The 26,171-nt window shown below is 61.0% G+C and carries 26 protein-coding genes; 19 read left to right on the top strand and 7 right to left on the bottom strand.

The annotated features are described in order from the left end of the window. Positions 1–109 precede the first annotated feature (109 nt). From BLT16_RS00730 to BLT16_RS20480, 5 genes are all read right to left on the bottom strand, one after another. Entirely contained in the window at positions 110–913 is an 804-nt protein-coding gene (locus BLT16_RS00730) for a hypothetical protein (RefSeq protein ID WP_089656572.1), read from the bottom strand. 30 nt (positions 914–943) lie between these two features. Continuing rightward, positions 944–1,645: a C39 family peptidase gene (locus tag BLT16_RS00735; RefSeq protein ID WP_089656574.1), complete on the bottom strand. Its 702-nt coding sequence runs from the start codon at positions 1,643–1,645 to the stop codon at positions 944–946. Positions 1,646–1,712: 67 nt separating this feature from the next. Next, positions 1,713–2,606: a hypothetical protein gene (locus BLT16_RS00740; RefSeq protein WP_089656575.1), complete on the bottom strand. Its 894-nt coding sequence runs from the start codon at positions 2,604–2,606 to the stop codon at positions 1,713–1,715. Between the two features lie 53 nt (positions 2,607–2,659). Then, positions 2,660–3,367, bottom strand: a complete 708-nt coding sequence (locus BLT16_RS00745) for a hypothetical protein (protein WP_089656577.1) — start codon at positions 3,365–3,367, stop codon at positions 2,660–2,662. After that, the gene (locus BLT16_RS20480) at positions 3,367–3,810 is read right to left on the bottom strand and encodes a hypothetical protein (RefSeq protein ID WP_143025017.1); all 444 of its coding nucleotides are present in this window, start codon (positions 3,808–3,810) and stop codon (positions 3,367–3,369) included. The genes BLT16_RS00745 and BLT16_RS20480 overlap by 1 nt, the downstream gene beginning before the upstream one ends. A gap of 463 nt (positions 3,811–4,273) precedes the next feature. On the opposite strand from BLT16_RS20480, the gene pyrC reads away from it, so the two are divergent. Both pyrC and BLT16_RS00760 read left to right on the top strand, forming a co-directional pair. Next, entirely contained in the window at positions 4,274–5,308 is a 1,035-nt protein-coding gene (pyrC, locus tag BLT16_RS00755) for a dihydroorotase (RefSeq protein ID WP_089656580.1), read from the top strand. Then, on the top strand, positions 5,309–6,223 hold the full coding sequence (locus tag BLT16_RS00760) for a DMT family transporter (protein ID WP_143025018.1): 915 nt from the start codon (positions 5,309–5,311) through the stop codon (positions 6,221–6,223). Here BLT16_RS00760 and BLT16_RS00765 read toward each other — a convergent pair. Continuing rightward, positions 6,204–7,433 (bottom strand): MFS transporter, encoded by a 1,230-nt coding sequence (locus BLT16_RS00765; protein WP_245701381.1) that lies wholly within the window; start codon positions 7,431–7,433, stop codon positions 6,204–6,206. The two genes, BLT16_RS00760 and BLT16_RS00765, sit on opposite strands and share 20 nt — an antisense overlap. Continuing rightward, complete coding sequence (locus tag BLT16_RS00770) at positions 7,430–7,930, bottom strand: hypothetical protein (RefSeq protein ID WP_089656584.1); 501 nt, start codon at positions 7,928–7,930, stop codon at positions 7,430–7,432. The genes BLT16_RS00765 and BLT16_RS00770 overlap by 4 nt, the downstream gene beginning before the upstream one ends. A 219-nt stretch (positions 7,931–8,149) precedes the next feature. Here BLT16_RS00770 and BLT16_RS00775 point away from each other — a divergent pair, with 219 nt between their 5' ends. The 17 genes from BLT16_RS00775 to BLT16_RS00855 all read left to right on the top strand — a co-directional run bounded on the left by BLT16_RS00775 (position 8,150) and on the right by BLT16_RS00855 (position 26,123). Then, complete coding sequence (locus BLT16_RS00775) at positions 8,150–9,295, top strand: ABC transporter ATP-binding protein (RefSeq protein WP_089656586.1); 1,146 nt, start codon at positions 8,150–8,152, stop codon at positions 9,293–9,295. A gap of 80 nt (positions 9,296–9,375) precedes the next feature. Further along, the gene (locus BLT16_RS00780; protein ID WP_089656587.1) at positions 9,376–10,488 is read left to right on the top strand and encodes an extracellular solute-binding protein; all 1,113 of its coding nucleotides are present in this window, start codon (positions 9,376–9,378) and stop codon (positions 10,486–10,488) included. Between the two features lie 71 nt (positions 10,489–10,559). Further along, positions 10,560–11,810 carry an ABC transporter permease gene (locus BLT16_RS00785; RefSeq protein ID WP_089656588.1) on the top strand — a complete coding sequence of 417 codons (1,251 nt, stop codon included), beginning with the start codon at positions 10,560–10,562 and terminating at the stop codon, positions 11,808–11,810. 3 nt (positions 11,811–11,813) lie between these two features. Continuing rightward, positions 11,814–12,665, top strand: a complete 852-nt coding sequence (locus tag BLT16_RS00790) for an ABC transporter permease (protein ID WP_089656591.1) — start codon at positions 11,814–11,816, stop codon at positions 12,663–12,665. 187 nt (positions 12,666–12,852) lie between these two features. Next, positions 12,853–13,284 (top strand): flagellar export chaperone FliS, encoded by a 432-nt coding sequence (gene fliS / locus BLT16_RS00795; protein WP_089656593.1) that lies wholly within the window; start codon positions 12,853–12,855, stop codon positions 13,282–13,284. Continuing rightward, positions 13,281–13,715 (top strand): flagellar protein FliT, encoded by a 435-nt coding sequence (gene fliT / locus BLT16_RS00800; protein WP_245701382.1) that lies wholly within the window; start codon positions 13,281–13,283, stop codon positions 13,713–13,715. Before fliS ends, fliT begins: the two co-directional genes overlap by 4 nt. Then, on the top strand, positions 13,712–15,025 hold the full coding sequence (gene fliK, locus BLT16_RS00805) for a flagellar hook-length control protein FliK (protein WP_089656595.1): 1,314 nt from the start codon (positions 13,712–13,714) through the stop codon (positions 15,023–15,025). Before fliT ends, fliK begins: the two co-directional genes overlap by 4 nt. Next, positions 15,018–15,305 carry an EscU/YscU/HrcU family type III secretion system export apparatus switch protein gene (locus tag BLT16_RS00810; RefSeq protein WP_089656597.1) on the top strand — a complete coding sequence of 96 codons (288 nt, stop codon included), beginning with the start codon at positions 15,018–15,020 and terminating at the stop codon, positions 15,303–15,305. Before fliK ends, BLT16_RS00810 begins: the two co-directional genes overlap by 8 nt. A gap of 346 nt (positions 15,306–15,651) precedes the next feature. Continuing rightward, on the top strand, positions 15,652–15,981 hold the full coding sequence (gene flhD / locus BLT16_RS00815) for a flagellar transcriptional regulator FlhD (RefSeq protein WP_089656598.1): 330 nt from the start codon (positions 15,652–15,654) through the stop codon (positions 15,979–15,981). A gap of 2 nt (positions 15,982–15,983) precedes the next feature. Then, positions 15,984–16,562: a flagellar transcriptional regulator FlhC gene (gene flhC, locus BLT16_RS00820; RefSeq protein ID WP_089656600.1), complete on the top strand. Its 579-nt coding sequence runs from the start codon at positions 15,984–15,986 to the stop codon at positions 16,560–16,562. Between the two features lie 164 nt (positions 16,563–16,726). Next, entirely contained in the window at positions 16,727–17,602 is an 876-nt protein-coding gene (gene motA, locus BLT16_RS00825) for a flagellar motor stator protein MotA (protein WP_089656602.1), read from the top strand. Next, positions 17,599–18,540 carry a flagellar motor protein MotB gene (gene motB / locus BLT16_RS00830; RefSeq protein ID WP_089656604.1) on the top strand — a complete coding sequence of 314 codons (942 nt, stop codon included), beginning with the start codon at positions 17,599–17,601 and terminating at the stop codon, positions 18,538–18,540. The genes motA and motB overlap by 4 nt, the downstream gene beginning before the upstream one ends. Positions 18,541–18,565: 25 nt before the next feature. Continuing rightward, a complete protein-coding gene (gene cheA / locus BLT16_RS00835; RefSeq protein WP_089656606.1) occupies positions 18,566–20,671 on the top strand; it encodes a chemotaxis protein CheA in 2,106 nt (701 codons plus the stop codon). Next, entirely contained in the window at positions 20,668–21,165 is a 498-nt protein-coding gene (cheW, locus tag BLT16_RS00840; RefSeq protein WP_089656608.1) for a chemotaxis protein CheW, read from the top strand. The genes cheA and cheW overlap by 4 nt, the downstream gene beginning before the upstream one ends. A 146-nt stretch (positions 21,166–21,311) precedes the next feature. After that, positions 21,312–22,997, top strand: a complete 1,686-nt coding sequence (locus BLT16_RS21095) for a methyl-accepting chemotaxis protein (protein WP_281243286.1) — start codon at positions 21,312–21,314, stop codon at positions 22,995–22,997. Between the two features lie 43 nt (positions 22,998–23,040). Continuing rightward, on the top strand, positions 23,041–25,245 hold the full coding sequence (locus tag BLT16_RS00850; protein ID WP_089656610.1) for a methyl-accepting chemotaxis protein: 2,205 nt from the start codon (positions 23,041–23,043) through the stop codon (positions 25,243–25,245). Positions 25,246–25,250: 5 nt separating this feature from the next. Further along, complete coding sequence (locus tag BLT16_RS00855; RefSeq protein WP_245701401.1) at positions 25,251–26,123, top strand: CheR family methyltransferase; 873 nt, start codon at positions 25,251–25,253, stop codon at positions 26,121–26,123. The last annotated feature ends 48 nt before the right edge of the window (positions 26,124–26,171 follow it).

Below are 26,171 nucleotides of genomic sequence, written 5' to 3' on the forward strand. Positions count from 1 at the left end.
TTCTGCTACGGCTGAGCGTAGCAGCATGATAGCCACTTTACACCCGAAAAAGAAAAGGCCGATGCAATCGGCCTGTATGGAAAAACCATTATGACAGGTGAGTTTTTGATCACAGCCCTCCCAGATCTCTGGTGGATTCAATCATACGCTTTACCGCTTGGTTAGATACACCACCGCTGTCACGTGCGATCTGTAGATGCATGCGGGTAAGGTTGTGCACTTGCTGGTGGTCACTGGTGAGTTGCACCGACTGGTGCAGCCCCTGGCGGGCGCGGATCGCCTGATTGACACTACCCTGGTTGGGTATTGTCATGCTCATACCCAGCCCATTGGCGTCGCGGGTGATGGAGACCATGCTACCTGCATCGGTTTCAAGGTGGCCTTGGCCGTTGCCGCCACTGGCTTGGCTAGTGGGACGACGGGTCGAGACGTCGAACTGGAAGTCGTTTCCGGCTACATTGAAATCGCCGCCTGCCTGAATGACCTGCATGACGCCCTTGCTGCTTCCCATGTCCATGGTGGTTATCACCGAGCCGTTTCCCTGATGACCATTGGCAGCTGCGAGTGCTTCACTGCTGGTCGAGGTAATGTGTGGGGTAAAGCTCGCCTTGGGCGTCTTAGCGCTGAAGTCCAGTTGGAGATTGGCGCTGGCGTGTAGCGATTCGCCGGATGGCGTCTGCCAGGCTGTTGACATTTCGACGCCAAAGAAGAGCACCTTGTTGCCATCCACGAAGCGCCCGCGCAGGCCCGCCAGTTCATTATCGTCCAGTTGTCGCGACTGCTGATAGACAGCGGCATCATAGTCAGTCGCAGACGTCGATGCCTGGACCGTCTCCCCGTAGGCTATGGTGAATAAGAAAGCCGACCCAGCTATGGCCAGCCATCCTTTGTGTATATTCCCCTTGAGTATCATTGTCTTGTCCTCATGGAGGAGTCTTATATGCTAGAAAACTTCGGAGTGTCTAAAACCAAAGTCGAGGAGTTGCTGTTTAGGTACTGGCGAGAAAACATCGGTGAGGCGGTGCGCGGTCAAGGGTTGTCTCGGGTTGAGTAACACCGTTGAAGGGTCGAAGCCATCACCTACGACTGCAAAAATGATATTGTTCCACGATTTTGAGAAATCCTCACGTGACATCACCTTATTGCCCAGTGCAGGATCACCAATATAGACTCTGTCGCCACGCGCCTTTTTCATTACGACAAAGTGCTGATATCCGTCCAGATCGAGTAGTACGATAACCGGGATGGAGACTTCGTCCAGGTCATCATCGCTTATTTCATAGCCTCGACCACGTAAGCCTAGTGTTTCGACATAGTTGCGAAGATCCAGCAGTGAAAAACCAAGATTTCTCACCGTGTCAGGGTCGGCGACTTCAAGCATGCCCTCGAGGATGGTTTCCTCAGTGACATCACTCCAGCCATAGGCATATTTAAGAATTGTCCCAATGGAGGCCGCGCCGCATGAAAAATCTGTCTGCTGTTCAATCAGGTTTTCGAAGCGTCGCTCACGGATCGATTGGACTTCTTTTTTAATCATGGTGCCAGGCACGACGTTGCCAAACCGTGCTGGGGCTGCAAAAGAGATAGCTGGCTGGTAGATAATAAGCAGTGCCGCTACTGCTACTGTAAGGCTGACCAGGCGCATAAATATCCCCTCGCTGAGTGGAGCCCGGCCCTGAGGCCGGGTTCCATCATCACGCTGTGCCTAATTATTATTTTGAGGCAGGGCGAGATGAGTGAGCGACTGACAGGGTGTTGCGTTGCATGTTGCCAGTGCCTGCAGCCACGTTAGCCCCGATATTACCTGAGGCGCCTTGCAGAGTGTTGCCACTCATTGAAGCATCGTTATTCGTCACCTGAACGAATCCGCCGACGCAGCCATAGAAACCGCAGGTGGGGGCAACGGCATAGAGGTCGTTATCTGTCACGTTGTTATACGACGCTTGTACGCCACCGGTGGTGGCATTGGAGCTGCCGTTTTTACCCACCGCAGCGGCAAAGCTGTTCTGCTGGGTGTTGCCCACACCCGCGGCTACGTTGACACCGATGTTGCCGCTTGCATTCGCCAGCGAGTTACCGCCCATGGAGGCATCGTTCTGGGTGCCGATATTGTTGGTATTGTTGTTGGAAGAAGATTGGAAGCTGTAGTTATCAGCCTTGGCAAATACCATCTTCGCATCGGAACTGGCCAGTGCTGCATCGTTGGCCTGCTGGTTATTGTCGCCGGCGGCCACGTTGGCACCAATGTTGCCTTGGGCGTCGCGCAATACGTTGTCCCCAATTGCGGCATCGTTATTGGTCTTGGTGTTGTTGACCTCGTTGTTATCATTCAATTGTTTGCTGTCGATTACGGCGCCGGTGTAGTAGCGATCATAGGTTCTGACCGTTCCTTTCACATCGACGTCCAGGCGGTAGTCGGCATCATAGCTCAGGCTGACATCGATATCGTTATCAACAGTAGAGTCAATCGAGCTATTGGTCTCGAAAGAGTTCCCTTCAGGCTCTTGAGGGGCAGGAGGCCAGTTAAAGGCAAGGGCTGCGCTGGAGCCGAGCATAGCAGAAAGTGCAACCGCCATAGCCAGAGGTGCTTTGTTGAACGTTTTCATGGTATTTCTCCTGAATGAACCGGATCATACTGTTTGTCATTGAACGCTGCGGCTTAGTCGAGCGACATGCGCATACCGACATTATTGCTCGTCGCGTTTCCCCTTCCTGCCGACTGGTTGACCTGGACTACCCCCCGACTACCGCTTAGCGCCTGGCCTTCAATGCCGACTTGGCGCTGCGATGTCGATGAGCTTTCCTGATCCCCCGTCGGTTCCTGCTGGCCGGACACCACCTGACTCATGTTGTCGTTGGTCAAGGTGCTGCCACGGATGCCCAGAGCCACACTCAACGTATTGCTCTGCGCATTCTGTATCCCTGCCGCCTGGTTGACCGACACCCATCCGCTGGCATTATTCAATGCATTGCCGGAAATGGTGGCGGTGGCCTTGTCTGGCGACAGGGAACTGTTCGAAATTACACGTTGTACGACGATGTTCTCGGCGACGGCATGTTTGCCGACTGCGATGGCACCGGAATTGCTCTGCAAATTGCTATCGCCAGCAGCGATGTTGATATTGATGGCGCCACTGACATTACTCAGCGCGTTACCGCTTATCATTGATGCCGCACGATAACTGCTGAATATGGAATGCTGATGCTGCATATCGGGACTCTCAACCTGCTGGGCAAAGGCCGTACTGCTTGATAAAGCCATTACCAGCGCTGCGATTGCCATTGCTGGAACGAAAGCCCCTTGACCAGCCTGCCCCTTATCACGCTTGCACCAGTTTTCTTGTTGATGAGCCTTCATGTTCATCATTACTTGCTCCGGCTGGTGGTCATGGTTTGACGCTGCTGATTTTGTTGACCCACCGAGCGTTGCTGACCATTGGGTCCCGTTGTTCCTTTGGCTCCCGGTCGTTCATCCCAAAGAATGACGCCATCGCTTTCCACGCTGCGAATATCACTGCTTACCGCGAAGCGACCACGAATCTGCTCGAGTTGCCCATCGCTGATCGGGGCTATACGCAGTCCTTCATCAAAGGCTTCCAGCTGCGTCCCGCTGGTGACAGTCACCTCTTGCATCACGTCCAGGTGATTACGCGGATCACCGTTAGCGGCGAGTGGAGCCAGGCCCTGCAGCGCGACGAGTAGTGCCGCGGCGGTTACAAGCAGCGTTGGCTTTGCGGCAAAGCCACATATGCTGTGTGCCCAAGGGCTAAGGGCGAGTGCCTGGCTGTACTGTGACTGTGCTGTTGTCATGTCCGTTACTCGCTGGCAATCGGTGACGCTGCGTTTTATCTTTCTTTCGCTATAGATATAGCAATCGCCATGCCAACTTTTATGTTGTTGTTTTTAAAAGAGATTTTGTTTTTTGCGTAACATCATTGTGTAACAGATAAGATACAAAGTCTGGAGAGCGTGGCGCTGCAACTGTGTACTCAAGGGCTGTAGGGCCTATGGCAAGCCGGAATGGTGTTTTGTGCTCAAAGTGTTAATTATTGGTAACAAAATGTGTTTTTGGGCGGGCAATGAAATTTTAACTTATTGATTTTGTGTGATTATATGGCGTGTGTTGCAGTGTCCAGGGACATTCGCCTGGATCAACTCTCTGTTGAGATCGACGTGTCTCGCCCTTGGCAGTGCGCCACTTGGAAGGTGTTTGTCGCTATACTATGGCGCGCAATCGCCTGGCGATATTCATTCATTAGCCCAAGGTTCGCCCGTGACCCAGATTACCCTTACCCAACCTGACGACTGGCACCTGCACCTGCGCGACGGAGCCGCCCTGGCTGCGGTGGTGGCCTACACTGCGCGCCAGTGCGGCCGCGCCATCATCATGCCCAACCTCACGCCGCCGGTGACGACCACCGAACAGGCTCGCGCCTATCGCGACCGCATCCTGGCGGCGCTGCCCGAAGGCAGCGACTTCGAGCCGTTGATGACGCTGTATCTCACCGACAATACGCCGGCAGAAGAGATCGAACGGGCCAAGGCCAGCGGTATCGTACATGCGGTCAAGCTATATCCGGCCGGGGCGACCACCAATTCCGACTCGGGGGTCACCGATATCGATCACTGCTCACGGGCTATCGAGGCCATGGAGCGGGTAGGGTTGCCACTGCTGGTGCACGGCGAGGTGACCAGCCCCGAGATCGATATCTTCGATCGCGAGGCAGTGTTCATCGAGAGAGTGATGGCGCCGTTGTTGATCCGCTTTCCGCAGCTCAGGGTGGTGTTCGAGCACATCACCACCGAGGATGCGGTGAGTTTCGTGCGAGAGTCGTCGGCCAATATTGCCGCCACCATCACTGCTCACCACTTGCTGTTCAACCGTAATCACATGCTGGTCGGCGGCATCAAGCCGCACTATTACTGCCTGCCGGTGCTCAAGCGTGAGCGGCATCGCGATGCGCTGCTGGCGGCGGCGACCTCGGGCAACAGCAAGTTCTTCCTGGGCACCGATAGCGCGCCCCACGCTCGCGGTGACAAGGAGTCGGCGTGTGGCTGTGCGGGGGCCTTCACTGCGCCTGCGGCCATTGAGCTCTACGCTATGGCCTTTGAGCAGGCCGGCAAGCTCGACCAGCTGGAAGGCTTCGCCAGCCACCATGGGCCGGATTTCTACGGCCTGCCCCGCAATTCTCGACAGGCGACGCTGATTCGCGAGGAGTGGCAGCTACCCGATACCCTGGCCTATGCCGACGGCAGCACGATCGTGCCGCTGATGGCCGGCGAGACGCTTCCCTGGCGCTTGGTCTAGGTGTCACCGGCGGGACGCCCCTGGTCGCATTGGGGGCTGCTGATCAGTCTGGTAATGCTATGGGGCAGCTCGTTCTCCCTGACGCGTATCGCGGTGGCACAGCTGACCCCACCAATGGTGGTGATGGGCCGCAATGCGGTGGCGGCGCTGTTGCTGGGGACCTTGCTGCTGCTATGGCGGCGGGGCCTACCTCGTGGGCGGCGGGTATGGGCCTATATGGCGGTGATTGCGGTGATCGGCAACGCCATGCCGTTTCTGCTGATCAGTTGGGGGCAGCAGCGTATCGACAGCGGTCTGGCCGGCATTCTGATGGCAGCCATGCCGCTGGTCACGCTGGTGCTGGCGCATTTTTTCATCGATGGTGAGCGCTTGGCGCGCCACAAGGTGGCGGGCTTCGTGGTGGGTTTCGTGGGTATTGTGGTCCTGATCGGCCCCTCGGCGCTGGCCGAGCTCGGTGGTCAGGGAGAAACCCTGGTGGCCCAACTGGCGGTGCTCGGGGCGTCGATCTGCTATGCGGTGAATACCATCGTTGCGCGGCGCAAGCCGACGAGCGACGTCTATGCCACCTCGGCGGTGGTGCTGGGGATGGCGATGCTGTTGACCCTGCCGATGGCACTGGCACCGGTTTGGCAGGCAACGCTGCCGATGCCTGAGCCGTCCGCTGCAGCACTCTGGGCGATGGTATTGCTGGGGGTGATGAGCACGGCGGCAGGCAGCGTGGTCTATTTCAAGCTGATTGCCGCCGCCGGCCCGACCTTTCTCTCTTTGATCAATTATCTTATCCCGCTGTGGGCGGTGATGATCGGGACGCTGTTCATGGCAGAGCGCCTGGCCTGGCATCATCTGCTGGCGCTGGCGCTGATCCTGCTTGGGGTGGCGGTGTCGCAGCGGCGTGTCACCGTCCCCGGCGCGTGACCAGTTGGCCCTGTTCGATATCGAGCCGCCGCTGGCGACCGGCGAGCATGGCGCAGCTCGTGGCGATGGTGATGATCACCATCAGCAGCAGGCTGATCATCCGGTTGTCGGCCCCAAACTGCAGCATCAGGCCGACGCTCAGCGGCCCCGCGGCGGCCATGCAGTAGCCAATACCCTGAACCATGCCCGATAGCTGCCCGGCCAACTGGTGTGTGCCGCTGCGCAGAACGATCAAGGTCAGCGCCAGGCTGAAGCTGCCGCCCTGGCCAATGCCCAAGAGTGCGGCGCCTAGCCAGCGCGCCTCGAGTGCGCCGAGCAGAAGTATCAGGAGGCCGGCGGCGCTGGTTGCCATCAGTACCAGTGCTGCCAGTCGCTGATCACGGCCCAGGCGCGCCAGCCAGGGGGCGCCCAGCGCCGCCAGCAGCTGCGACATCACCGACATCGCCAGTAGCCAGCCGGCCTCGCCTTCGCTGAGGCCACGGCGCTGCATCAATACCGGCAGCCAGCCGAACACGATATAGGCCAGCGACGACTGGCTGCCCATGAAGCCGGTGACCTGCCAGGCCAGTCGCGAGTGGAGTAGCGACACGGGAGGAGAGGGTGGTTGGGTGGGTGCCGAATCAGGGCGTGACTGAGGCATGCCGAGTCGCCAGGCAAGTAGCGCCGCCAGTGCCAATAGCATCCAGCTGGCCAGGCTCATTTGCCAACTGCCGAGCAGGTCGGCCAGCGGTATGCTGATTCCGGCACCCAGGGCGCCCCCCAGGCAAAGCGCCATGGTATAGACGCCGGTCATCAGGTCGGCGCCGCGGGGCAGTTCGCGCTTGACCAGGCCGGGCAGCAAGCTGCCACAGACGCCGATGGCGCCTCCCACCATCAGGGTGCCGAGGAACAGCAGCCATAGGCTGGGCAGGGCGCGAACCGCAAGCGCTACGGCGAGCACCAGCAAACCGAGAGATAGCGCGCGTTCCGCTCCCATGCGGCGCGAAAGGCGCGGTGCTAGCGGGGCGAATAGGCCGAGACACAGCACCGGCAGTGTGGTCAAGGCGCCAACGCCCAGCGGAGTAAGGCCGGTGTCCTGCTGGATGCGGCCAAGCAGGGGAGCCAGCGACGATAGCGCCGGACGCAGGTTAAGCCCGACCAGGATCATCAGGCAGATGAACAGCGTCATGCGACGTGCGGGACGCTTAGCGGTGAAGGTGGTTTCACTCATCGACGGCGGTCGGGGCCCATGTCGAGCGGGGGAAGATTTCCGCGCGCCTCGAGTGAGGCGAAATGCACACTCGCTTCATCGCTCTCGGCGGAAGCGGCCTTGTCGCGAATCGCCGAGACGTCCTCGACGCTGACATGCTGCGGCACGCCGTTCACGTGGGTCAGGGTAGACGTGAGTCGGCCCTCATAGACCCAGCAGCGCTGTGGCACCCAGGAGAGACGATACTGGCGGTCACACCATTTGGCCCGGTCCTGCCCCCTTAGGATGAGATCATCGACGGGGGCGAGCGCGGCAAACAGCCGCGCATTTAGCACCAGGGCGCTGTCGTGCATGCGGATCGCGCCTTCGAAACGGTTCTCCTGCAGCGCCTGTAAGGCCTTGGCGGGGCGCTCGCGTGGCTCGAGCTCGCCACGGCCACACACATGCAGCAGATCATCATCGATCTGCTTGATGGCCCATACGTCGGGCAATTTTGTGCGCTTGAGCCAGTCGAGCATATACGCGTTTCACATCGCCTGATTGGGAATTGATTCTATCACGCGGCAGTGGGTGGGCTCGTATCGAGATGTAAACAGGCGTTCGTTAGTCAAAATGGATTAATGCAGCACAGGTAATATTCAACGTTGATTGTCCCTTGCCGGGGTTGTGGTCAACCCCGCCTGCGACTAATGTCGACGCAGTGCTTTACAAAACAACGACAAACTCAGGGAACTGGCATGACCGATACCTTGGAAGCCCAGTCGGCGACGCCTGCGGGTGCTGGCCAGGCAGGCGTCGACGATGCGTTTGCACGTTTCACCAATGTTCAAAAGAGCTATGACGGCGTCGAGTTGGTGGTCAAGGATTTCAACCTCGACATCCGCAAGGGCGAATTCGTAACCCTGTTGGGGCCTTCCGGTTCTGGCAAGACGACCTGCCTGATGATGATGGCTGGCTTCGAAACACCCACCCACGGTGAGATTCTGCTCAAGGGCGAGCCGATCAGCGGCTTGCCGCCCCACAAGCGCGGCATCGGCATGGTCTTTCAGAACTATGCGCTGTTTCCGCACATGACGGTGGCCGAGAATCTCGCCTTCCCGCTCGAAGTGCGTCATCTCAGCAAGGCGCAGATCAAGGAGAAGGTCGCCCGGGCGCTGGCCATGGTGCGGCTGGAAGAGTTCGGCGATCGCCGCCCGGCGCAGCTCTCCGGTGGGCAGCAGCAGCGCGTGGCACTGGCCCGGGCGCTGGTGTTCGAGCCTGAGCTGGTGCTGATGGACGAACCACTGGGGGCGCTGGACAAGAACTTGCGCGAAGAGATGCAGTACGAGATCAAGCGCATTCACGCCAGCCTGGGGGTGACCATGATTTACGTCACCCATGACCAGACTGAAGCCTTGACCATGTCCGACCGCATCGCGGTCTTCAATGACGGCGTGGTACAGCAGCTGGCGTCTCCCGACGAGCTGTACGAGCGACCGGAAAACGCCTTTGTGGCGTACTTCATCGGTGAGAACAATCGCCTGCTCGGCGAGGTCAGCGAGCGCCTCGGCGACGATTGCAGGGTGCAGCTCGACAGCGGCGATACGGTAATTGCCAAGCCGGTGGCGGTGGGCGGCGTAGGCTCGCGAACCACGCTGTCGCTGCGTCCCGAGCGAGTCAGCATCCTGCGGGGCGATGCCGCGGAGCAGTTCGACAATCAGTTTACCGCCACGGTGCAGGAGGTCATCTACCTGGGCGACCACCTGCGCACGCGAGTCTCGGTGTGCGGCAACGAAGACTTCATTCTCAAGACGCCCAATGCCCAGGGCTTTGGGGTCATGCGCCCCGGCCAGCAGATTCAGGTCGGCTGGTCGAGCGCCGACTGCCGCGCGCTGGATGCCTGAGGGGCGGTAGTCAAGATCGCCGTATCGCGGCATCTTTCGGTGCCGGCGGCAACTGCAACAACAACAACCGGAGAATCTCTATGAAGCCCATTACTCGCAATCGTGCTCTCAAGGGGGCTGGCATTGCCGTGGCAGGTCTGTCGGCACTCGCTGTAGCGGTTAGCGCCCATGCGCAGCAGACGCTGAATATCGTCTCCTGGGGCGGTGCCTACAGCATGAGTCAGGAGCGCGCCTACCATGAGCCGTGGATGGAAATGACCGGCGACGAGATCGTCAATATCGACCGCAGTGCCAATGCCCTGGCTGGCCTGCGCTCGCAGTCTCAGGCGGGTAATGTCACCTGGGATCTGGTCGATATGCTGCCGGCGGATGCCATGATCGCCTGCGCCGAGGGCCTGATCGAGCCCCTCGACCACGATGAGCTGCTGGCCGATGCGCCCGACGGCACCCCGCCCAGCGAGGATTTCGTCGACGGGGCGCTGGGTGAGTGCTTCGTGGCCTCGATCGTCTACTCCAACATCGTGGGCTTCAATACCGAGATGTTCCCCGAGGATGGTCAGCCGAGTACCATCGAGGATGTCTTCGATCTCGAGAATTATCCCGGCCAGCGGGCGCTGATGCGGCGTCCGATCAACAACCTGGAATGGGCGCTGATCGCCGACGGGGTCGACCGCGACGATGTCTATGACATGCTCGAGACCGAAGAGGGCATCGAGCGCGCTTTCGCCAAGCTGGATACCATCAAGGATAACGTGATCTGGTGGGAAGAGGGCGCTCAGCCGCCGCAGCTGCTCGCCGACCGGGAAGTGGCCTTTGCTTCTGCCTACAACGGCCGCATCTTTGATGCCATGGTCAGCGAGAATCAGCCGTTCGATATCATCTGGGATGCTCAGGTATTCGAGTTGGACGGCTGGGTGGTGCCCACCGGCAAGCTCGATAAGGTGCGTGACTATCTCTACTTCGCTACCGATACCCAGCGGCTTGCCGACCAGGCGCAGTACATCTCCTACGGGCCGGCGCGCCTGTCCTCCTCGGACCTGGTTTCGACCCATGCCGAGACCGGCATCGAGATGACGCCGCATATGCCCACCTACGAGCCCAACTTCGCCACGGCGATTCAGAAGGACGACGAATTCTGGGCCGATTATCTCGATGAGTTGAGCCAGCGTTTCGACGCCTGGCTGGCACAGTAAGACCCGCCGTCGCGCCACCCTTTGGGTGGCGCGATTCCGTTTCCTGTCGACTGACTGATGGTGAGGTCCGCGTGTCCGACTCTGCTGCTCCGTTGACCACGGCCGACGGCGTACCGCTCAAGGTCAGCCTGCGTCGTGCCGTGCGTCGCTCTAAATTCAAGGCGCTGCTGCTGGTGTCGCCTTTGCTGCTGTTCCTGGGGATCGCGTTTGTGATCCCGATTTTCGAAATGCTGTCGCGCAGCGTCGCCAACCCTGAAGTCAGCACTTCTCTGCCGCGTACCGTGGCGGCGCTGGAGAATTGGGATCGTCAGGCGTTGCCGGATGAACCCGTATTCGAGGCGCTGGTAGAGGATCTTCGTGAGGGTCAGGCGGCGCGCAACCTGGGGTTACTGGCCAGCCGACTCAACTATGAACGTTCGGGCATGCGTTCGGCGATCAACCGCACCGCGCGGGGGCTGGGATCCATGGAGCCGCCTTATCGTGAGGCGATGCTCGACGCCCATGCGCGCTGGGGTGAGCTGGATACCTGGAAGCTGATCGAGCGAGAATCATCGCCCTATACCATGACCTACTATTTGTCGGCCCTGGACCGACATCTGACCCCGGACGGCGAGATCACCATGGCGCCGGACAACCAGCAGATTCACGTCAGCCTGTTCTGGCGGACCTTCTGGATGAGTGGGTTGATCACCCTGATGACGCTGCTGCTCGGCTATCCAATCGCCTTCCTGCTGGCCAACCTGCCGCTGCGCCACTCCAACCTGTTGATGATACTGGTGCTGCTGCCGTTCTGGACCTCGCTGCTGGTGCGCACCACCACCTGGATCGCGATCCTGCAGTCCCAGGGGGTGCTCAACGATATGATGGTGTTCCTCGGCGTCATTGCCGATGAGGCGCGCTGGCAGATGATCCATAACAAGATCGGCACGGTCGTGGCGATGACGCACATCCTGCTGCCGTTCATGATCCTGCCACTCTATTCGGTGATGAAGACCATACCGCCTAGCTACATGCGTGCGGCGCGCTCGTTGGGTGGGCGACCCTTCCTGTGTTTCCGGCGGGTCTATTTCCCGCTGACGATACCCGGTATCGCGGCAGGCGGGATTCTGGTGTTCATTCTGTCGATCGGCTACTACATCACGCCGGCGCTGGTGGGTGGCCAATCCGGACGCTTCATCACCAACTATATCGCCTACCACATGCAGACCTCGCTGAACTGGGGGCTGGCGGCGGCGATCGCCTCGATCCTGCTGTTTGTGGTGGTGGTCTTCTATCTGGTCTTCAATCGCCTGGTCGGTGTCGACAAGGTCAAACTGGGGTAACTCATGGCGATTCCTTCCTACGCTACCCGCGGCGAGCGCATCTGGCACTACGTGTTTTTGGGCCTGTGTGCGCTGATCTTCCTGTTTCTGGTGGGACCGCTGCTGGTGATTATTCCGCTGTCGTTCAATGCGCAGCCCTACTTCACTTTTACCCAGGAGATGTTGACCTTCGATCCGCAGGGCTATTCGCTGCGCTGGTATCAGGACTTCTTTACCTCCAGCCGCTGGCTCAACGCGATCAAGAACAGCTTCATCATCGGTATCGCCTCGACGATCCTGGCCACGGTGCTCGGTACCATTGCGGCGCTGGGGCTGTCGAGCCGGCATATGCCGGCGCGCGGGGTGATCATGGCACTGCTGATCTCGCCGATGATCGTGCCGCTGATCATCTCGGCGGCGGCGATGTTCTTCTTCTTCTCGCGGATCAACTTGGCGCAGACGTACCTGGGCGTGATCCTGGCGCACACCGCGCTGGGCATCCCGTTCGTGGTGATCACCGTGACTGCGACGCTGTCGAGTTTCGATACCACCTTGATACGCGCCGCCCATAGCCTGGGTGCCAACCCCACCCGCACCTTCTTCAAGGTGGTGCTGCCGCTGGTCACCCCGGGCGTGGTGTCGGGGGCGCTGTTCGCCTTCATCACCTCGTTCGACGAGGTGGTGGTAGTGCTGTTCATTGCCGGGCCGGAGCAGCGCACCATGCCGATCCAGATGTGGTCGGGGATTCGCGAGCAGATCAGCCCCACCATTCTGGCGGTAGCCACGCTGCTGGTGCTGTTGTCGATGCTGCTGTTGACCACTCTGGAGCTCTTGCGTCGCCGCGGGGAGCGATTGCGCGGTTTGACGCCGGGCTGATTCATACTCACTTTCCGCCCTCTGCATAGTCGCCCGGCCAACGCCGGGCGATCTCGTTTTCAAATCGCTAAAGGTTGCCGATTCGGAGCCGATAGTAAGAAATAACCGCCAACGCCCAGCCTATTCCCGTGAACGCTGGTCAGCGAGGCTGGTAAAAAGGTAGCGATCGAAAAAGAGGAATCGAGACATGAGTGCGATGCGCGGAGCGGCCGCCTATGGCCGTGGTGCCAGTGCCTACGCCAAGGTCGGGGTCGAGAGCGGCGTAATGTCGGCTAGCCCACACCAATTGATCGTGATGTTGTTCGATGGCGCTCAGGCGTCGATTCGGGCGGCGCGAATTCATATGCAGAACGGTAATACGGCGGAGAAGGGCAAGTCGATCTCCAAGGCGCTGGATATTGTCAATAACGGCCTGATGGCCGCGTTGGACGCCGAGCGCGGGGGGGAGGTCGCACAGCGTCTGGCGTCGCTGTATGACTACATCGCGCGGCTGCTGCTGGCGGCCAACCTGCGTAACGACGAGCAGAGCCTCGATGAGGCGGCCAAGCTGCTCGAGGATATCGGTACTGCCTGGCGCGATATCGGCGGCCAGCCCGGCGCCCAAGCGAGCGGCCAGTGAGCAGCTCGGATCCCCGTGAATTGTCGGCGGCCGATAAGCAGACGCTGGTGCTCAAGCGCTATGAGGCGCTGCGGGTGCTGGCGGATGAGATGCTCGAGCTGGCGCGTGCTGAAACCTGGAACGAATTGATCCAGCAGCAGGCGCGCTATGTGGTCGAGGTCGAACGGCTATCGCGCATGGAGCAGGACCTGACGTTCGATGCCATGGGGCGTGAGCGCAAGGCAACGCTATTGGAAGCGATCCTGGAAAGTGAGCGGGAGATGCGCGAGCGGCTGGTGGCGCGCCGCGATGAACTCGGCGAGCTGATCGGCAGTAGCCAGCGTAAGCGCGACCTGAGTCGTGCCTACCGCACCGGCAGCGGCCATAACGTGGTGGATGCCGAGCATGCGTTTGCCGTAGACCCTTCGCGTAAGTCGCCGGGTACGCCGTGAGTGGCATCACGCCGCTGCTCGACACCCTGCTGCATCAGGTGCTGGGCAAGCGTGTCGATGTGCCGGTACAGCGTGACCTGAATGAGCCGGTACGCCCCACCGATCCAAGCCGTGCTACGCGCGCGGTGCACAGCGACTCGCGCCTCGACTCCCGTCAGCCCGGCCTCCAGGGGTTGGGAGGTGCCGCGGTGCGGGAAGGGGGGCGACCTCCAGGGGTGGCCTTGCCGGGCGGCGATGCGCCGTCTTCCACCCATACCCACTTCAGTCAGGCGGCGCGCACCATTGCCGATATCCTGGTCAAGTTTCCTGCACCGCCGTCGACGCTGCGACCCGCTGCGCCGCTGCTGGTCGCGACAACGGGCGCGGACGTCTCTGCCGGGCAGCTGGCAGGCCAGTTGCAGTCGTCGATCAATCACAGTGGGCTATTCTACGAGTCGCATTTGGGGCGCTGGTTCCGTGGTGAGCTGCCGCGCCAGACCCTCGAGGCTCAACCACAGATGCAGCTTAGCCAGGCGCCTCGGACATCCGCGGTGCCTACCATGGTTGCCGCTGATAGGGTTGCTACTGGTAGCGTGCTGCAATGGCCCTCCGCACCGGTATCGCCGCGCGGTCCACTGGTATTCAGTGGTCCCTTCTTGGCAGTCAGTGCGTCATCTTCACCGGGCACTGCGCAGGAGGTTCACCAGGGCCTCGCCAGATCGGCTGGTGCGACTGCCCCTGGCGGGTATATACCGTTATCTCCTTCGCCGTCACCTAGTCCTCATACGCCTGCGGGGTCATCATTGGCTGGCCCGGCTAACCAGATGCCTCCTTCTCAGGCTGCCGCGGCCTTTGCTGCCCAGGCAGCCGAGGGGGCCGAGATGTCTGCCACACGTGGCCCGGGAGCGCTGACGGAGTCTGCCAACGAGCTGCTACAGGGCTTGATTCGTCATCAGTTGGAAGTGCTGGTGACGCCGGTGCTGCGTTGGGAGGGCGATGTGTGGTCGGGGATCTTCATGGCGTTGATGATCCAACTACCCGACGATCGACCCCGTTCCTCGCAGGGGGGGGAGGAAGGATCTGAGCACGACGAGGATCCCGCCTGGCACTCCACGCTATCGCTGACGCTGCCTGCACTAGGGGAGATTCACGTTGATCTGCGGCTCAAGGGGGAGCGGGTGGCGCTGACGTTGGAGAGCGCGTCGCATGAGGTGGTCGAGCGGCTCGAGGCAGGCAAGGAAACGCTGCGTGATCGCCTGACGGCGCGTGGCTTCAGCCAGGTGGCCCTGCTGGCGCGGCTGCGCCTCGAGGAGGGTGATCGCCATGAGTGAGCGTACGACGCCGCCCGGGCGTCGCCAGGCGGTGGCACTGGCCTATCAGGAGAGTGATGGCGCGCCGCGGGTGCTGGCACGGGGCTATGGCGACCTGGCCGAGCAGATTATTGCCGAGGCGCAACGTCAGGGTGTATTCGTTCACGATGCGCCTGAGCTGGTCAGTCTGCTGATGCAGATCGATATCGACGAGCGCATCCCGCCGACCCTGTATGAAGTCATCGCCGAGCTGCTGATCTGGGCGCGTGAGCTATCGCTGGAGACGGAAAAGCGTCAGTAATGAGAGACAAAATGTAATATTTTGTCTCTGCATGCAGGCCAGGTTGTCGCACATCGGATACGTCAATATGTTGCACTTACGCTTAACTCTCTGTTTTGGCTTTATTATGTAGTGCTTGATTCAGATCAGGGTCTGCGACGTTTTCATCAGGTCGTTGATGGTGGGTGTTGAAAGGCGTCATATAAAAGTCTCACACTATGACCATCCTAGGCGGTGCCCATTGAATGGCATCTTGGCCAGGCGCCCAGAAGGGCGGACAAAAAATAAGGGCACAACAACGCATTTTGCATTGCCCAGAGCCTCAAGAGCTCGGCCTGATAACGAAATCACGCAGGGAACATCCAACATGACTACCGATACGATTCTGGACGAGATCCAGGACCTCAATCTGTCCTACCTATTGCTGGTGCAGCGTTTGCTGGGCGAAGATCGTGCCTCGGCAATGTTTCGCCTCAAGCTCACAGAAGAGATGGCCGAACTGTTGTCGACGCTCTCTGCCAAGCAGCTGAGCAAGCTGTCGCGCACCAATCAACTGCTGTGCCGTCTGTGTTACGACGATGCCGACCAGTTGCGCAAGCTGACCCACAATCAGCGTGAGCAGGGGCTCTCCCAGACCCATGCGGCACTGCTGATGGCGGCGACGTCGGTGAGTGATGCTGCGCTGCAGGAGGGCTAGGCATGGCGGACAAGAGCCTGGTAACTGAAATGCGACAGGTGCAGATGGCCATCGAGCTGATCGAGCTCGGGGCGCGTTTGCAGGTGCTGGAGACCGAGACCGATCTGAGTCGTGCACGCCTGATTCGTCTCTACAAGGAAGTGCGCGGTATGTCGCCGCCCAAGGGCATGCTGCCGTTCTCCACCGACTGGTTCATCACCTGGATGCCCAACGTCCACTCCTCGCTGTTCTATAACATCTATCTGCGCCTCAGGCAGGATCACGGCTGCGAGCGAATGACGGCCTTCGTCAAGGCGTTTCGACTGTATCTCGAGCAGGTTGAGCTGGACGATGCCGAGCCGGTGCTGGGGCTGACCCGCGCCTGGACGCTGATCCGCTTCTTCGAAAGCGAGATGCTTGAGCTCAATCCCTGTACCAGCTGTGGTGGGTACTTCGTCGCGCACGCCCACACCCCGAGCCACGATTTCGTGTGCGGTATCTGTCAGCCGCCGTCACGTGCCGGCAAGACGCGCAAGCGCCTGGCCGCTGCCAAGGCAGTGACGTCCTCCGAGCAGAGCAGCGCGATCGCCGCCTCGCCCTGAATTTCTGCTGCTTTTCACTCGCCCCGCGCCTATCCGGTGCGGGGCTTCGTGTATCTGAAAGACACTGCCGCAACACAAGTTTTTGTCGATTCGCCCTCAAGCCAGCGCGGTGAGTGCCGATAACAGTGTTGAAGCCACCCATGCCGTAGCAAAGGATACCGGTCGTGCTGATACCTATTGGATTCTTGATCGTTGCATTTTCCGTATTCGGCGGCTTTGCGCTCGCCGGCGGCCATCTCGGGCCTCTGTACCAGCCCACCGAGATCCTGATGATCTGTGGCGCCGCCGTTGGCGCCTTCGTTGCTGCCAATAATGGTAAGGCGATGATTGCCACCCTGCGCACGACCTCCAAGCTCAAGCGCACGGTGAAATACAACAAGGAAACCTACATGGAGTTGATGGCCTTGCAGTACAAGCTGCTGGCCAAGGCGCGTCGCGATGGCATGCTGGCCATCGAGCGCGATATCGACAATCCCCAGGAGAGCCCGCTGTTCTCAGAGTATCCGAGAATCCAGGCCGACCCGATGATCATGGGGTTTCTGACGGATTACCTGCGGTTGATGATCAGCGGCAACATGGATCCACACCAGATCGACGAGCTCATGGAGCATGAGATCGAGGCCTTCGAGCATGAGGCGCACATTCCTGCTGATGCCCTGGCCAAAGTCGGTGATGCGCTGCCGGCGTTCGGTATCGTGGCCGCGGTACTCGGGGTCATCAAGGCGTTGAGCTCCGCCGATGCTGGGCCCGATGAAATGGGCTATATGATCGCCCACGCGCTGGTGGGGACCTTCCTGGGGATCCTGCTCGCCTATGGCTTCGTCAATCCGGTGGCCAGCCGCATCGACCGCCAGGTCAACGAGGCGGTCAAGATGCTGCAGTGCATTCGCGTGACGCTGTTGGCCAGCCTGAACGGTTATGCACCGCAGCTGGCAGTCGAGTTCGGGCGCAAGGCGCTGCACACCGCCGAGCGTCCGACCTTCAATGAGCTCGAGGATCACGTTCGCGCCGCCAAGAGTACCGGTACGGGGGGCGCATGAGCGAGGATCGCCGCCCGATCATCATCAAGCGCAAGAAGGTCGTTCACGCGCATCACGGGGGTAGTTGGAAGATTGCCCTGGCCGACTTCATGACCGCGATGATGGCGCTGTTTCTGGTGCTGTGGATACTCGCCACGGCTAGCGAAGAGCAGCTGCAGGGGGTTGCCGAGTATTTCAGCACACCGCTGGCGGTGGCGATTGCCGGGGGCGACCGAACGTCGTCGAGCGACAGCGCCATCCCCGGTGGTGGCCCTGATCCGATACACGAAGAGGGCGAGCGGATGCGCATCGACATGCGCACTCAGAGCCGCAGCAGCGATGAGATACGGCGCTTCCGTAATCTTCAGCAGCGCATGGAAACATTGATCGAAGGCGATCCCCAGCTTCGCGAGCTGCGCCGCCAGATTCGCTTCGACATGACGCCTGAGGGGCTGCGCGTACAGCTTGTGGATACCGAGCAGCGTCCGATGTTCGAGCTTGGCAGCGATACGGTGGCGCCCTATATGCGCAACCTGCTGCGCGCCATTGCGCCACTGCTCAACGACATGGACAACCCGCTGAGTCTCAGTGGACATACCGACAGCATTCCCTATTCGGGAGGCTACCGGGGTTACAGCAACTGGGAGCTGTCCAGCGACCGCGCCAATGCCTCGCGGCGTGAGCTGGTAGCCGGCGGGCTCGATCCCGACAAGTTGCTGCGGGTGGCGGGCATGGGCGATCGCGTCCCGCTGTCCGATACGGCCCCCGATGACCCGGTCAATCGGCGTATCGCCATCGTGGTGCTCGATGAGCGCTCGGCACAGGCGATTCGCTCCCAGGGCCTTCCGGGCGGGGGCAGTGTGCCGTCGCCTTCCACCTCGAGGCTCGCGGAAGAGATCGATACCTCGCCGGTCGAGGCCTTCCGTCAGGGGCTCGACGATACGCTGAGCGACGACTAGCGGCTCAATCATTCAGGGAACGCGCATGGATATCACCGACTTTTACGACACGTTTTTCGAAGAGGCCGAAGAGCTTCTCGGCGATATGGAGCGGCACCTGCTGGAGCTGGATCTCGATGATCCCGACGCCGAGCAGCTCAATGCCATCTTCCGAGCTGCCCACTCGATCAAGGGCGGCGCCGGTACCTTCGGTTTCGATGTGCTGCAGCACACCACCCACCTGTTCGAGAACATCCTCGATTACACCCGTCGTGGCGAGCTCGCGCTGCGCCGCGACATCGTCGACACCTTTCTGGAAACCAAGGATATGCTTCACGACCAGCTTGATGCCTACCGCAACGGCGATCAGCCTGACGCCGAGGCCTATGCGCGGATTTGCCAGACCCTGCAGCAGATGGCCCGTGAGGAGATAGGCGTCGAGGTCGATGAGGGCGCCCCGGCGCCGGCTGCTCAGCCAGAACCCACCCCGGCGCCCGCCGCTGAGTCGACGCCAGAGCCTGTTGGGGAAAGCGGTGACCACCTCGAGGTGGCGCTGATCAAGGTCGACCACAAGAACCGCGAGCTGCTGGTCGAGGAGCTGGGCCAACTGGGCGAGGTGTTGTCACAGCGCAGCGACGGCGAACGCTACCTGGTGACGCTGGATACCAGTGCCAGCGCCGACGATATCGAGGCGGTGATGTGCTTCATCATCGATGCCGATCAGGTCGAGGTGCGTTCGTTGCCCGCGCAGCAGCAGGCGGCGCCAGAAACCTTGCCCGCCGCCGCTGAGTCGACTGAGCCGGCCGCGTCGCCCGCTGCCGACGAGCCGTCGGTACCGGCCGCTGCGGCGCCCAAGGATGCACCTGCCAAGGCGCCGAGTAGCAAGCCCAAGGCCAAGGCGGCCGCCGGTGAGTCGACGTCGATTCGCGTACCTGTCGACAAGGTCGACCAGATCATCAACCTGGTGGGTGAGCTGATCATCACCCAGTCGATGCTCGACCAGACCGCTAGTGAGCTCGACGGCGTGGCGCACGGGGCGATGGTCAATGGCATGAATTTGCTGCAGCGCAATGCGCGGGATCTTCAGGAAGCCGTGATGTCGATCCGTATGGTGCCCATGGACTATGTGTTCAGCCGTTTTCCAAGACTGGTACGTGATCTGACCGCCAAGCTCGACAAGGACGTGGAGTTGGTTACCGAGGGCAAGTCCACCGAACTCGACAAGAGTCTTACCGAGCGCATCATCGACCCGCTGACGCACCTGGTGCGCAATAGCCTAGACCACGGCATCGAGACCCCCGACAAGCGCGAGGCCGCCGGCAAGCCACGCACCGGCCGGTTGACCCTTTCGGCACAGCATCAGGGCGGCAACATCCTGATCGAGGTGATCGATGACGGTGCCGGCCTCAACCGTGAAAAGCTACTGACCAAGGCCCGTGACAACGGCCTCAGCGTGTCGGATAGCATGAGCGACGATGAGGTGTGGCAGCTGATCTTCGCGCCCGGCTTTTCCACCGCCCAGGAGGTCAGTGATGTCTCCGGGCGCGGTGTGGGCATGGACGTGGTAAAGCGCAATATCCAGGGCATGGGGGGGCACGTCGAGATTCTGTCGCGCCCCGGCGAGGGGACTACCACGCGTATCGTCTTGCCGCTGACGCTGGCGATACTCGACGGCATGTCGATCAAGGTCGGTAATGAGATATTCATCCTGCCGCTGGGGGCGGTGCTGGAGTCGCTGCAGCCCACCGAGGAGGAGCTGTATGCCATGGCCGGCGATGACGTCCTGCTCAAGGTGCGCGATGAGTACCTGCCGGTGATCGCCGTGCACGAAGTGTTCGACGTCGAGAATGCATGCACCAAGTACACCGATTCGATTGCGGTGATCGTGCAGGGAGAAGGACGCCGATATGCGCTGCTGGTGGATGACCTGATTGGTCAGCAGCAGGTGGTGGTCAAGAATCTCGAAACCAACTATCGCAAGGTCTCCGGCGTATCGGCCGCGACCATTCTCGGTGATGGCAGTGTCGCGCTGATCCTCGACATCGCCGACATGCACCGCCTGAGCCGAATCAAGAAAGAGGCACGTCACGCCTCGCGTCTTCCCTCGGGCGTCAACGCGCCCGTGCCTTTCAAGGAGGTAGAACCGTCATGACCAGCAAACTCAATGCCGCCAACGCCGCTGCGGTCGACGCGCATAGCCGTGAATTCCTGGTGTTCTCGCTGGGCGAGGAGGAGTACGCGGTGGATATCCTCAAGGTGCAGGAGATCCGCGGCTACGAAAACGTCACGCGTATCGCCAACGCGCCGGACTTCATCAAGGGGGTCACCAACCTGCGTGGTGTGATCGTGCCGATCGTCGACCTGCGGATCAAGTTCCACCTCGACAAGGTCGAGTATGGCGGCCAGACCGTGGTGATCGTGGTCAATGTCGGCGAGCGCATCGTGGGCATCGTGGTCGACGGGGTGTCCGATGTGATGAGCCTGACCCCGGAGCAGATCAAACCGGCCCCCGAGTTCGGCGTCACCCTGTCATCGGATTATCTGAGTGGCTTGGGCAGCCTAGAGGATCGCATGCTGGTGCTGGTCGATATCGAGAAACTGCTGACGAGCGAGGAGATGGCGCTGGTCGATCACGTCGCCGAATAAGGGGCGAGAATCGGCCATCGCCATGCCGTCATAACGATAATAATTGTCAGCCCTACGACCTTGGGGTACCGCACAGCCCTTCGTGATGCTGTAGCGGACAATTTCTTGGCGAAGCGGTGTTTTCGCCACCTTGAGAGAGACAACTTGTGAAGCTTCTGGACAACATGACGGTGCGGGTGAGCTGGGGACTGGTGCTGGCCGTGTTCGCGGTGTTGATCGGTGTGCTCAGCGCACTGGGACTGTATGCCGTGAACCATGGGCAAGGCGCGATGGCGACCTTCAATCAGGTCAACGTCGATCAGCAGTCGACACTCAATCGTGCCAACTCTCAGCTACTCTCGACACGCCTGGCGCTGGCCAATGTAGGCGATGCATTGGAATTCGCCTCCGGCCGTCGGGAGACCGACACGGCTCTCGAACGAGCACAAGGGATGGCGGTCGAGCTCGACCGTGTCGATGCCGTGTTCGAGGAGTTTCTGGCACTGCCAGCGCGTGAGCAACATGTGCCGTTGATCGAAAATGTCGCGTCCAGCTATCGGACTCTGATGGAGGACGCTCTGCGTCCCCAGCAAGCGGCATTAGCCGCCAATGATGTCTCGAGCTATCTCGATCTACAGGCGGACGCCAACCGTCTGACCGAGGGCTTCTATAGCGATTCGGTAGCGTTTTTCCATACCGCGGAAGCGGAGGGAGCGTCGCTCTACGAAGGTTTCTATCGGGTCGCCGACCTGGTCCAGTACGCGATCATCGCCGCGCTGCTTGTCTCGGCAGTGACCATCGGGATCGTGCTGTGGGGCGTGACCGTCAATGTGATTCGTCCGCTCAAGCGGGTGGTAGAGCACTTCGAGCAAATGGCCAAGGGCGACCTGTCGGCGGCCATCGAGCAACGTGGCAACAACGAGATAGGTCAGCTGTTCGCCTCGCTCAAACACATGCAGGAAGGGCTTTCGAGCACGGTCAGCAGCGTGCGCAGCAGCAGCCAGTCTATCTTCAGCGGCGCCCAGGAGATTGCGCAGGGCAATAGCGATCTTTCCGCGCGCACCGAACAGCAGGCTGCCTCCATCGAGGAGACCGCCTCGAGCATGGAGCAGCTCACTTCAACGGTGGGGCAGAACGCCGATAACGCCCGCCAGGCCAGCCAGTTGGCCACTACCGCATCGCAGACCGCCAGCCGCGGCGGCGAGGTGGTGGGCGATGTGGTCAGCACCATGCGTGAGATCAGTGAGAGCTCGCACAAGGTCACCGAGATCATCAAGGTGATCGACTCGATCGCCTTCCAGACCAATATTCTGGCGCTCAACGCCTCGGTAGAGGCGGCGCGTGCCGGTGAGCAGGGTCGCGGCTTCGCCGTGGTCGCCGGCGAGGTGCGCAACCTGGCCGGGCGCAGCGGCGAGGCGGCGAGTGAGATACGCACGCTGATCGAGGCCTCGGTGAGCAAGGTCGATGCCGGTACCACTCTGGTGGATCAGGCTGGCAAGACCATGGCTGAGATCGTCGATTCGGTGCAGAAGGTGACCGACATCATGGATGAGATCGCCTCGGCTTCCCAGGAGCAGAGTAACGGCATCGGCCAGGTTAACCAGGCCATCACCCAACTCGATCAGGTAACCCAGCAGAACGCCACGCTGGTGCAACAGGCGGCCAGCGCTGCCAGCGACCTCGAGCTCGAGTCGAGCCGGTTGCGTGAGGCCGTGTCGGCCTTCCGACTGGCTCAGGCGGCGGAACAGGCCAATGTCGCGCGCTTGGAGGGGGCGCGTGTGGCGCCCGAAGGACGTTCGCTACCGCCACGGGCTGCCAGTCGCCACGCAGAAGCCGAGTGGGAAACCTTTTAAGCAACGCCATCCAACATCGTCGTGGCAATTCCGGGGGAATAGAATGAAAAATAATCAGCCAATTACGCAGCGTGAGTATGTGCTCGACGATGAGCACTTCCTGATTTCGCGCACTGACCTCAAGGGCCGAATCACCTACGCCAACCCGGCCTTTATCGAGGTCAGCGGTTTCACTCATGAAGAGCTGATCGGTGCCCCGCACAACCTGGTGCGTCATCCGGACATGCCGCCCGAGGCCTTCGCCAACCTGTGGCAGACCCTGCAAAGCGGTGAAACCTGGCGCGGGCTGGTCAAGAACCGGCGCAAGGATGGCGATCACTACTGGGTCGATGCCAACGTCACGCCGATTGTCGAGAACGGCCAGGTGGCCGGCTATACCTCTGTGCGCATCAAGGCCGATCGAGAGGCCATCGACAGCGCCGAGGCGGCCTACCGGCAGATGCGTGAGGGCCAGGGCAAGCACTTGACCCTGGAGCGCGGCAAGCTGAGGCGGCGCGGTCTCGCAGGCGTCGCATCGCGGGTCAACTTGCGCACCTTGCGTGCGCGCATGACCAGCATGGTCGTGGCAGCGGTGGCGCTGCTGGTGGTCAGTGGCGGCCTGGGTCTATACGGGCTGCAGGCCTCCGGTGAACGCTTGCAGACATTGAATCGTGACGGCCTCGAGGATGTCGCGCGTCTGCAGCAGGTCGATCAGCTGCTGACCCAGGGGCGACAGGGCATGGATCGGCCGATCAGTAATGCCATGAGTGCCGACGTAGAGGCCGCACGCCGTGACACCGAGGCGGTGGTCGATCGTATCCGCGAGATCTGGGGGGAGTTTACCGCGCGTGAGATCAACCAGACCCCGGAGGTCGCCGAGTTCGGCGAACAGCTCGAGCACGTCATGCAGGACGGTCTGATCATGTCGGTGCACTACCTGGAAGAGCGCGACTACTATCAGGCCTACACCGCCCATAACGACATCAGCAGCGACATTGGCCAGGAACTGGCCAAGGACATCAATGCGCTGATCGCCGACAAGCAAGCCGACGCTCAGGCGCTGGCTGCCGATGCCGAGGCCGGTCAGCAGATGATGTTGATGGCCCAGGCTGGGGTGCTGCTGGCAGGCCTGCTGCTGCTGATCGGCATGGGCGTGATGACTATTCGTGCGGTGGTCAGGCCGCTGCGTGAAGCAATGAACTTCACGCTGCAGATCGCTGGCGGCAACCTCGCCGCCGAGGTGCCTGCGCGGCGCAATGATGAGGTGGGTCGCTTGATAGGCTCGCTCGATACCATGCGCAAGAGTCTCGGGAGCATCGTCGGTGACGTCAATCAGGGCGTAACGGTAGTGACGCCGGCGGCGCGCGATATTGCCAGCGGCAACGAGGATCTGTCGTCACGCACCGAGCAGCAAGCCGCGTCGCTCCAGCAGACCGCGTCGAGCATGGAAGAGATGACCGCCACGGTTCGCCAGAATGCCGACAATGCCCGTCAGGCCAGCGGCCTGGCGGTGGAGAACGCCAACAGCGTGCGCAGCACCGGCGAGGTGATGAACGATGTGGTCGAGACCATGCAGCGCATCACCGAGAGTTCGCGCAAGATGAGCGAGATCATCGGCGTGATCGACTCGATCGCCTTCCAGACCAATATTCTGGCCCTCAACGCCTCGGTGGAGGCGGCGCGTGCCGGTGAGCAGGGCCGCGGCTTCGCGGTGGTGGCCGGCGAAGTGCGCAGCCTGGCCGGGCGCAGCGCCGACGCCGCAAAGGAAATTCGTCAGCTAATCGACGGCTCCAATGCCGAGATCGACAGCGGTGCCAAGCTGGTCAAGCGCGCCGAGACGTCGATCGGCGAGGTGGTGTCTTCGGCCACCCGGGTCAACGACATCATGGGGGAGATCACTGCAGCGTCGGAAGAGCAGAGCGGTGGGATCACCCAGATCAACCAGGCCATCGCCCAGATGGACGAAGTGACTCAGCAGAACGCCGCGCGGGTGCAGGCCTCGGCACGCGCTGCCTCTGAGCTCGAGAGCCAGGCACTGATGCTGTCCAACGCAGTGGCCGCCTTCCGTCTGCGTGGCGCGGGCATGGAAGAGGTCAAACGCGCCGAAGCCGCGATCGCCTCGCTACAGCATCAGGAGCAGCGCGTCGAGGCGCGTGAGGAGCGCGTCCAGCGTCGTGTGGAACGCATCGATGATGGTCAAGCGGACCAGCGTCAGGCGGCCACCAAATCTTCGCAGCCAGTGACCGCCGATGAGTGGGAGGAGTTTTGAGCAGACTGCCGCCGGGACAGGAGGCCAGCGGATCCGGCTGGTCCTCTAGTAGTAGCCTGCTGGAGCGCGATCTCGAGTTGACCGATGGTGACTTCACGCGCATCCGGCAGCTGATCTACGAGCGTGCCGGCATCGTGCTGGCCGAGCACAAGCGCGAGATGGTCTATAGCCGCCTCGCCAAGCGTCTGCGCCACCACGGCCTGACCCGCTTCAGCGACTATCTGGCGCGGCTCGAACGTCAGCCGGCGGCCAAGGAGTGGGAGGCTTTCACCAATGCCTTGACCACTAACCTGACCGCCTTCTTTCGCGAGGCCCATCACTTTCCGCTGCTGGCCGAGCACGTGGCGCGGCAGAGCGGTCCGGTGCGGGTGTGGAGTGCGGCCGCGTCGACCGGCGAGGAGCCCTATTCGCTGGCCATGTGCCTGACCGAGGCCCTTGGGCCTCGGGCCAAGGAGGCGCGAGTGGTAGCGACCGACATCGACACCGACGCACTGGCCCACGCTCGCGCCGGCATCTACCCCATGGAGCAGGTACGCAAGCTCGATGAGGCGCGGGTCAAGCGCTTTTTCCTCAAGGGCGGCGGCGAGCGCATCGGGCTGGCCAAGGTGCGTCCCGAGCTGACCGAGATGGTCGAGTTCGAGTCGCTCAACCTGCTGGCACCGAACTGGGCGATTAAGGGACCTTTCGATGCGATCTTCTGCCGCAATGTGATGATCTATTTCGACAAGGCGACCCAGGCCAAGATTCTGGCGCGCTTTGCGCCGTTGCTGAAGCCCGACGGGCTGCTGTTCGCCGGTCACTCCGAGAACTTCTCCTATATCAGCGAGGCGTTTCGGCTGCGTGGCCAGACCGTTTATGTCCTCAGCCCAAAACGTTGAGCGTACCGCTAAAGTCTCCCCGGCTTGCGCCGATATCTCTTAGCATGA

The sequence above is a fragment of the Franzmannia pantelleriensis genome, assembly GCF_900102875.1.
Lineage (GTDB): Bacteria > Pseudomonadota > Gammaproteobacteria > Pseudomonadales > Halomonadaceae > Franzmannia > Franzmannia pantelleriensis.

Coding starts and splice junctions, on each gene's coding strand:
- BLT16_RS00730 (WP_089656572.1), bottom strand. CDS start 913: ATGATACTCAAGGGGAATATACACAAAGGATGGCTGGCCATAGCTGGG.
- BLT16_RS00735 (WP_089656574.1), bottom strand. CDS start 1,645: ATGCGCCTGGTCAGCCTTACAGTAGCAGTAGCGGCACTGCTTATTATC.
- BLT16_RS00740 (WP_089656575.1), bottom strand. CDS start 2,606: ATGAAAACGTTCAACAAAGCACCTCTGGCTATGGCGGTTGCACTTTCT.
- BLT16_RS00745 (WP_089656577.1), bottom strand. CDS start 3,367: ATGATGAACATGAAGGCTCATCAACAAGAAAACTGGTGCAAGCGTGAT.
- BLT16_RS20480 (WP_143025017.1), bottom strand. CDS start 3,810: ATGACAACAGCACAGTCACAGTACAGCCAGGCACTCGCCCTTAGCCCT.
- BLT16_RS00765 (WP_245701381.1), bottom strand. CDS start 7,433: ATGAGTGAAACCACCTTCACCGCTAAGCGTCCCGCACGTCGCATGACG.
- BLT16_RS00770 (WP_089656584.1), bottom strand. CDS start 7,930: ATGCTCGACTGGCTCAAGCGCACAAAATTGCCCGACGTATGGGCCATC.
- BLT16_RS00775 (WP_089656586.1), top strand. CDS start 8,150: ATGACCGATACCTTGGAAGCCCAGTCGGCGACGCCTGCGGGTGCTGGC.
- BLT16_RS00780 (WP_089656587.1), top strand. CDS start 9,376: ATGAAGCCCATTACTCGCAATCGTGCTCTCAAGGGGGCTGGCATTGCC.
- BLT16_RS00790 (WP_089656591.1), top strand. CDS start 11,814: ATGGCGATTCCTTCCTACGCTACCCGCGGCGAGCGCATCTGGCACTAC.
- fliS (WP_089656593.1), top strand. CDS start 12,853: ATGAGTGCGATGCGCGGAGCGGCCGCCTATGGCCGTGGTGCCAGTGCC.
- BLT16_RS00810 (WP_089656597.1), top strand. CDS start 15,018: ATGAGTGAGCGTACGACGCCGCCCGGGCGTCGCCAGGCGGTGGCACTG.
- flhD (WP_089656598.1), top strand. CDS start 15,652: ATGACTACCGATACGATTCTGGACGAGATCCAGGACCTCAATCTGTCC.
- flhC (WP_089656600.1), top strand. CDS start 15,984: ATGGCGGACAAGAGCCTGGTAACTGAAATGCGACAGGTGCAGATGGCC.
- motB (WP_089656604.1), top strand. CDS start 17,599: ATGAGCGAGGATCGCCGCCCGATCATCATCAAGCGCAAGAAGGTCGTT.
- cheA (WP_089656606.1), top strand. CDS start 18,566: ATGGATATCACCGACTTTTACGACACGTTTTTCGAAGAGGCCGAAGAG.
- cheW (WP_089656608.1), top strand. CDS start 20,668: ATGACCAGCAAACTCAATGCCGCCAACGCCGCTGCGGTCGACGCGCAT.
- BLT16_RS00850 (WP_089656610.1), top strand. CDS start 23,041: ATGAAAAATAATCAGCCAATTACGCAGCGTGAGTATGTGCTCGACGAT.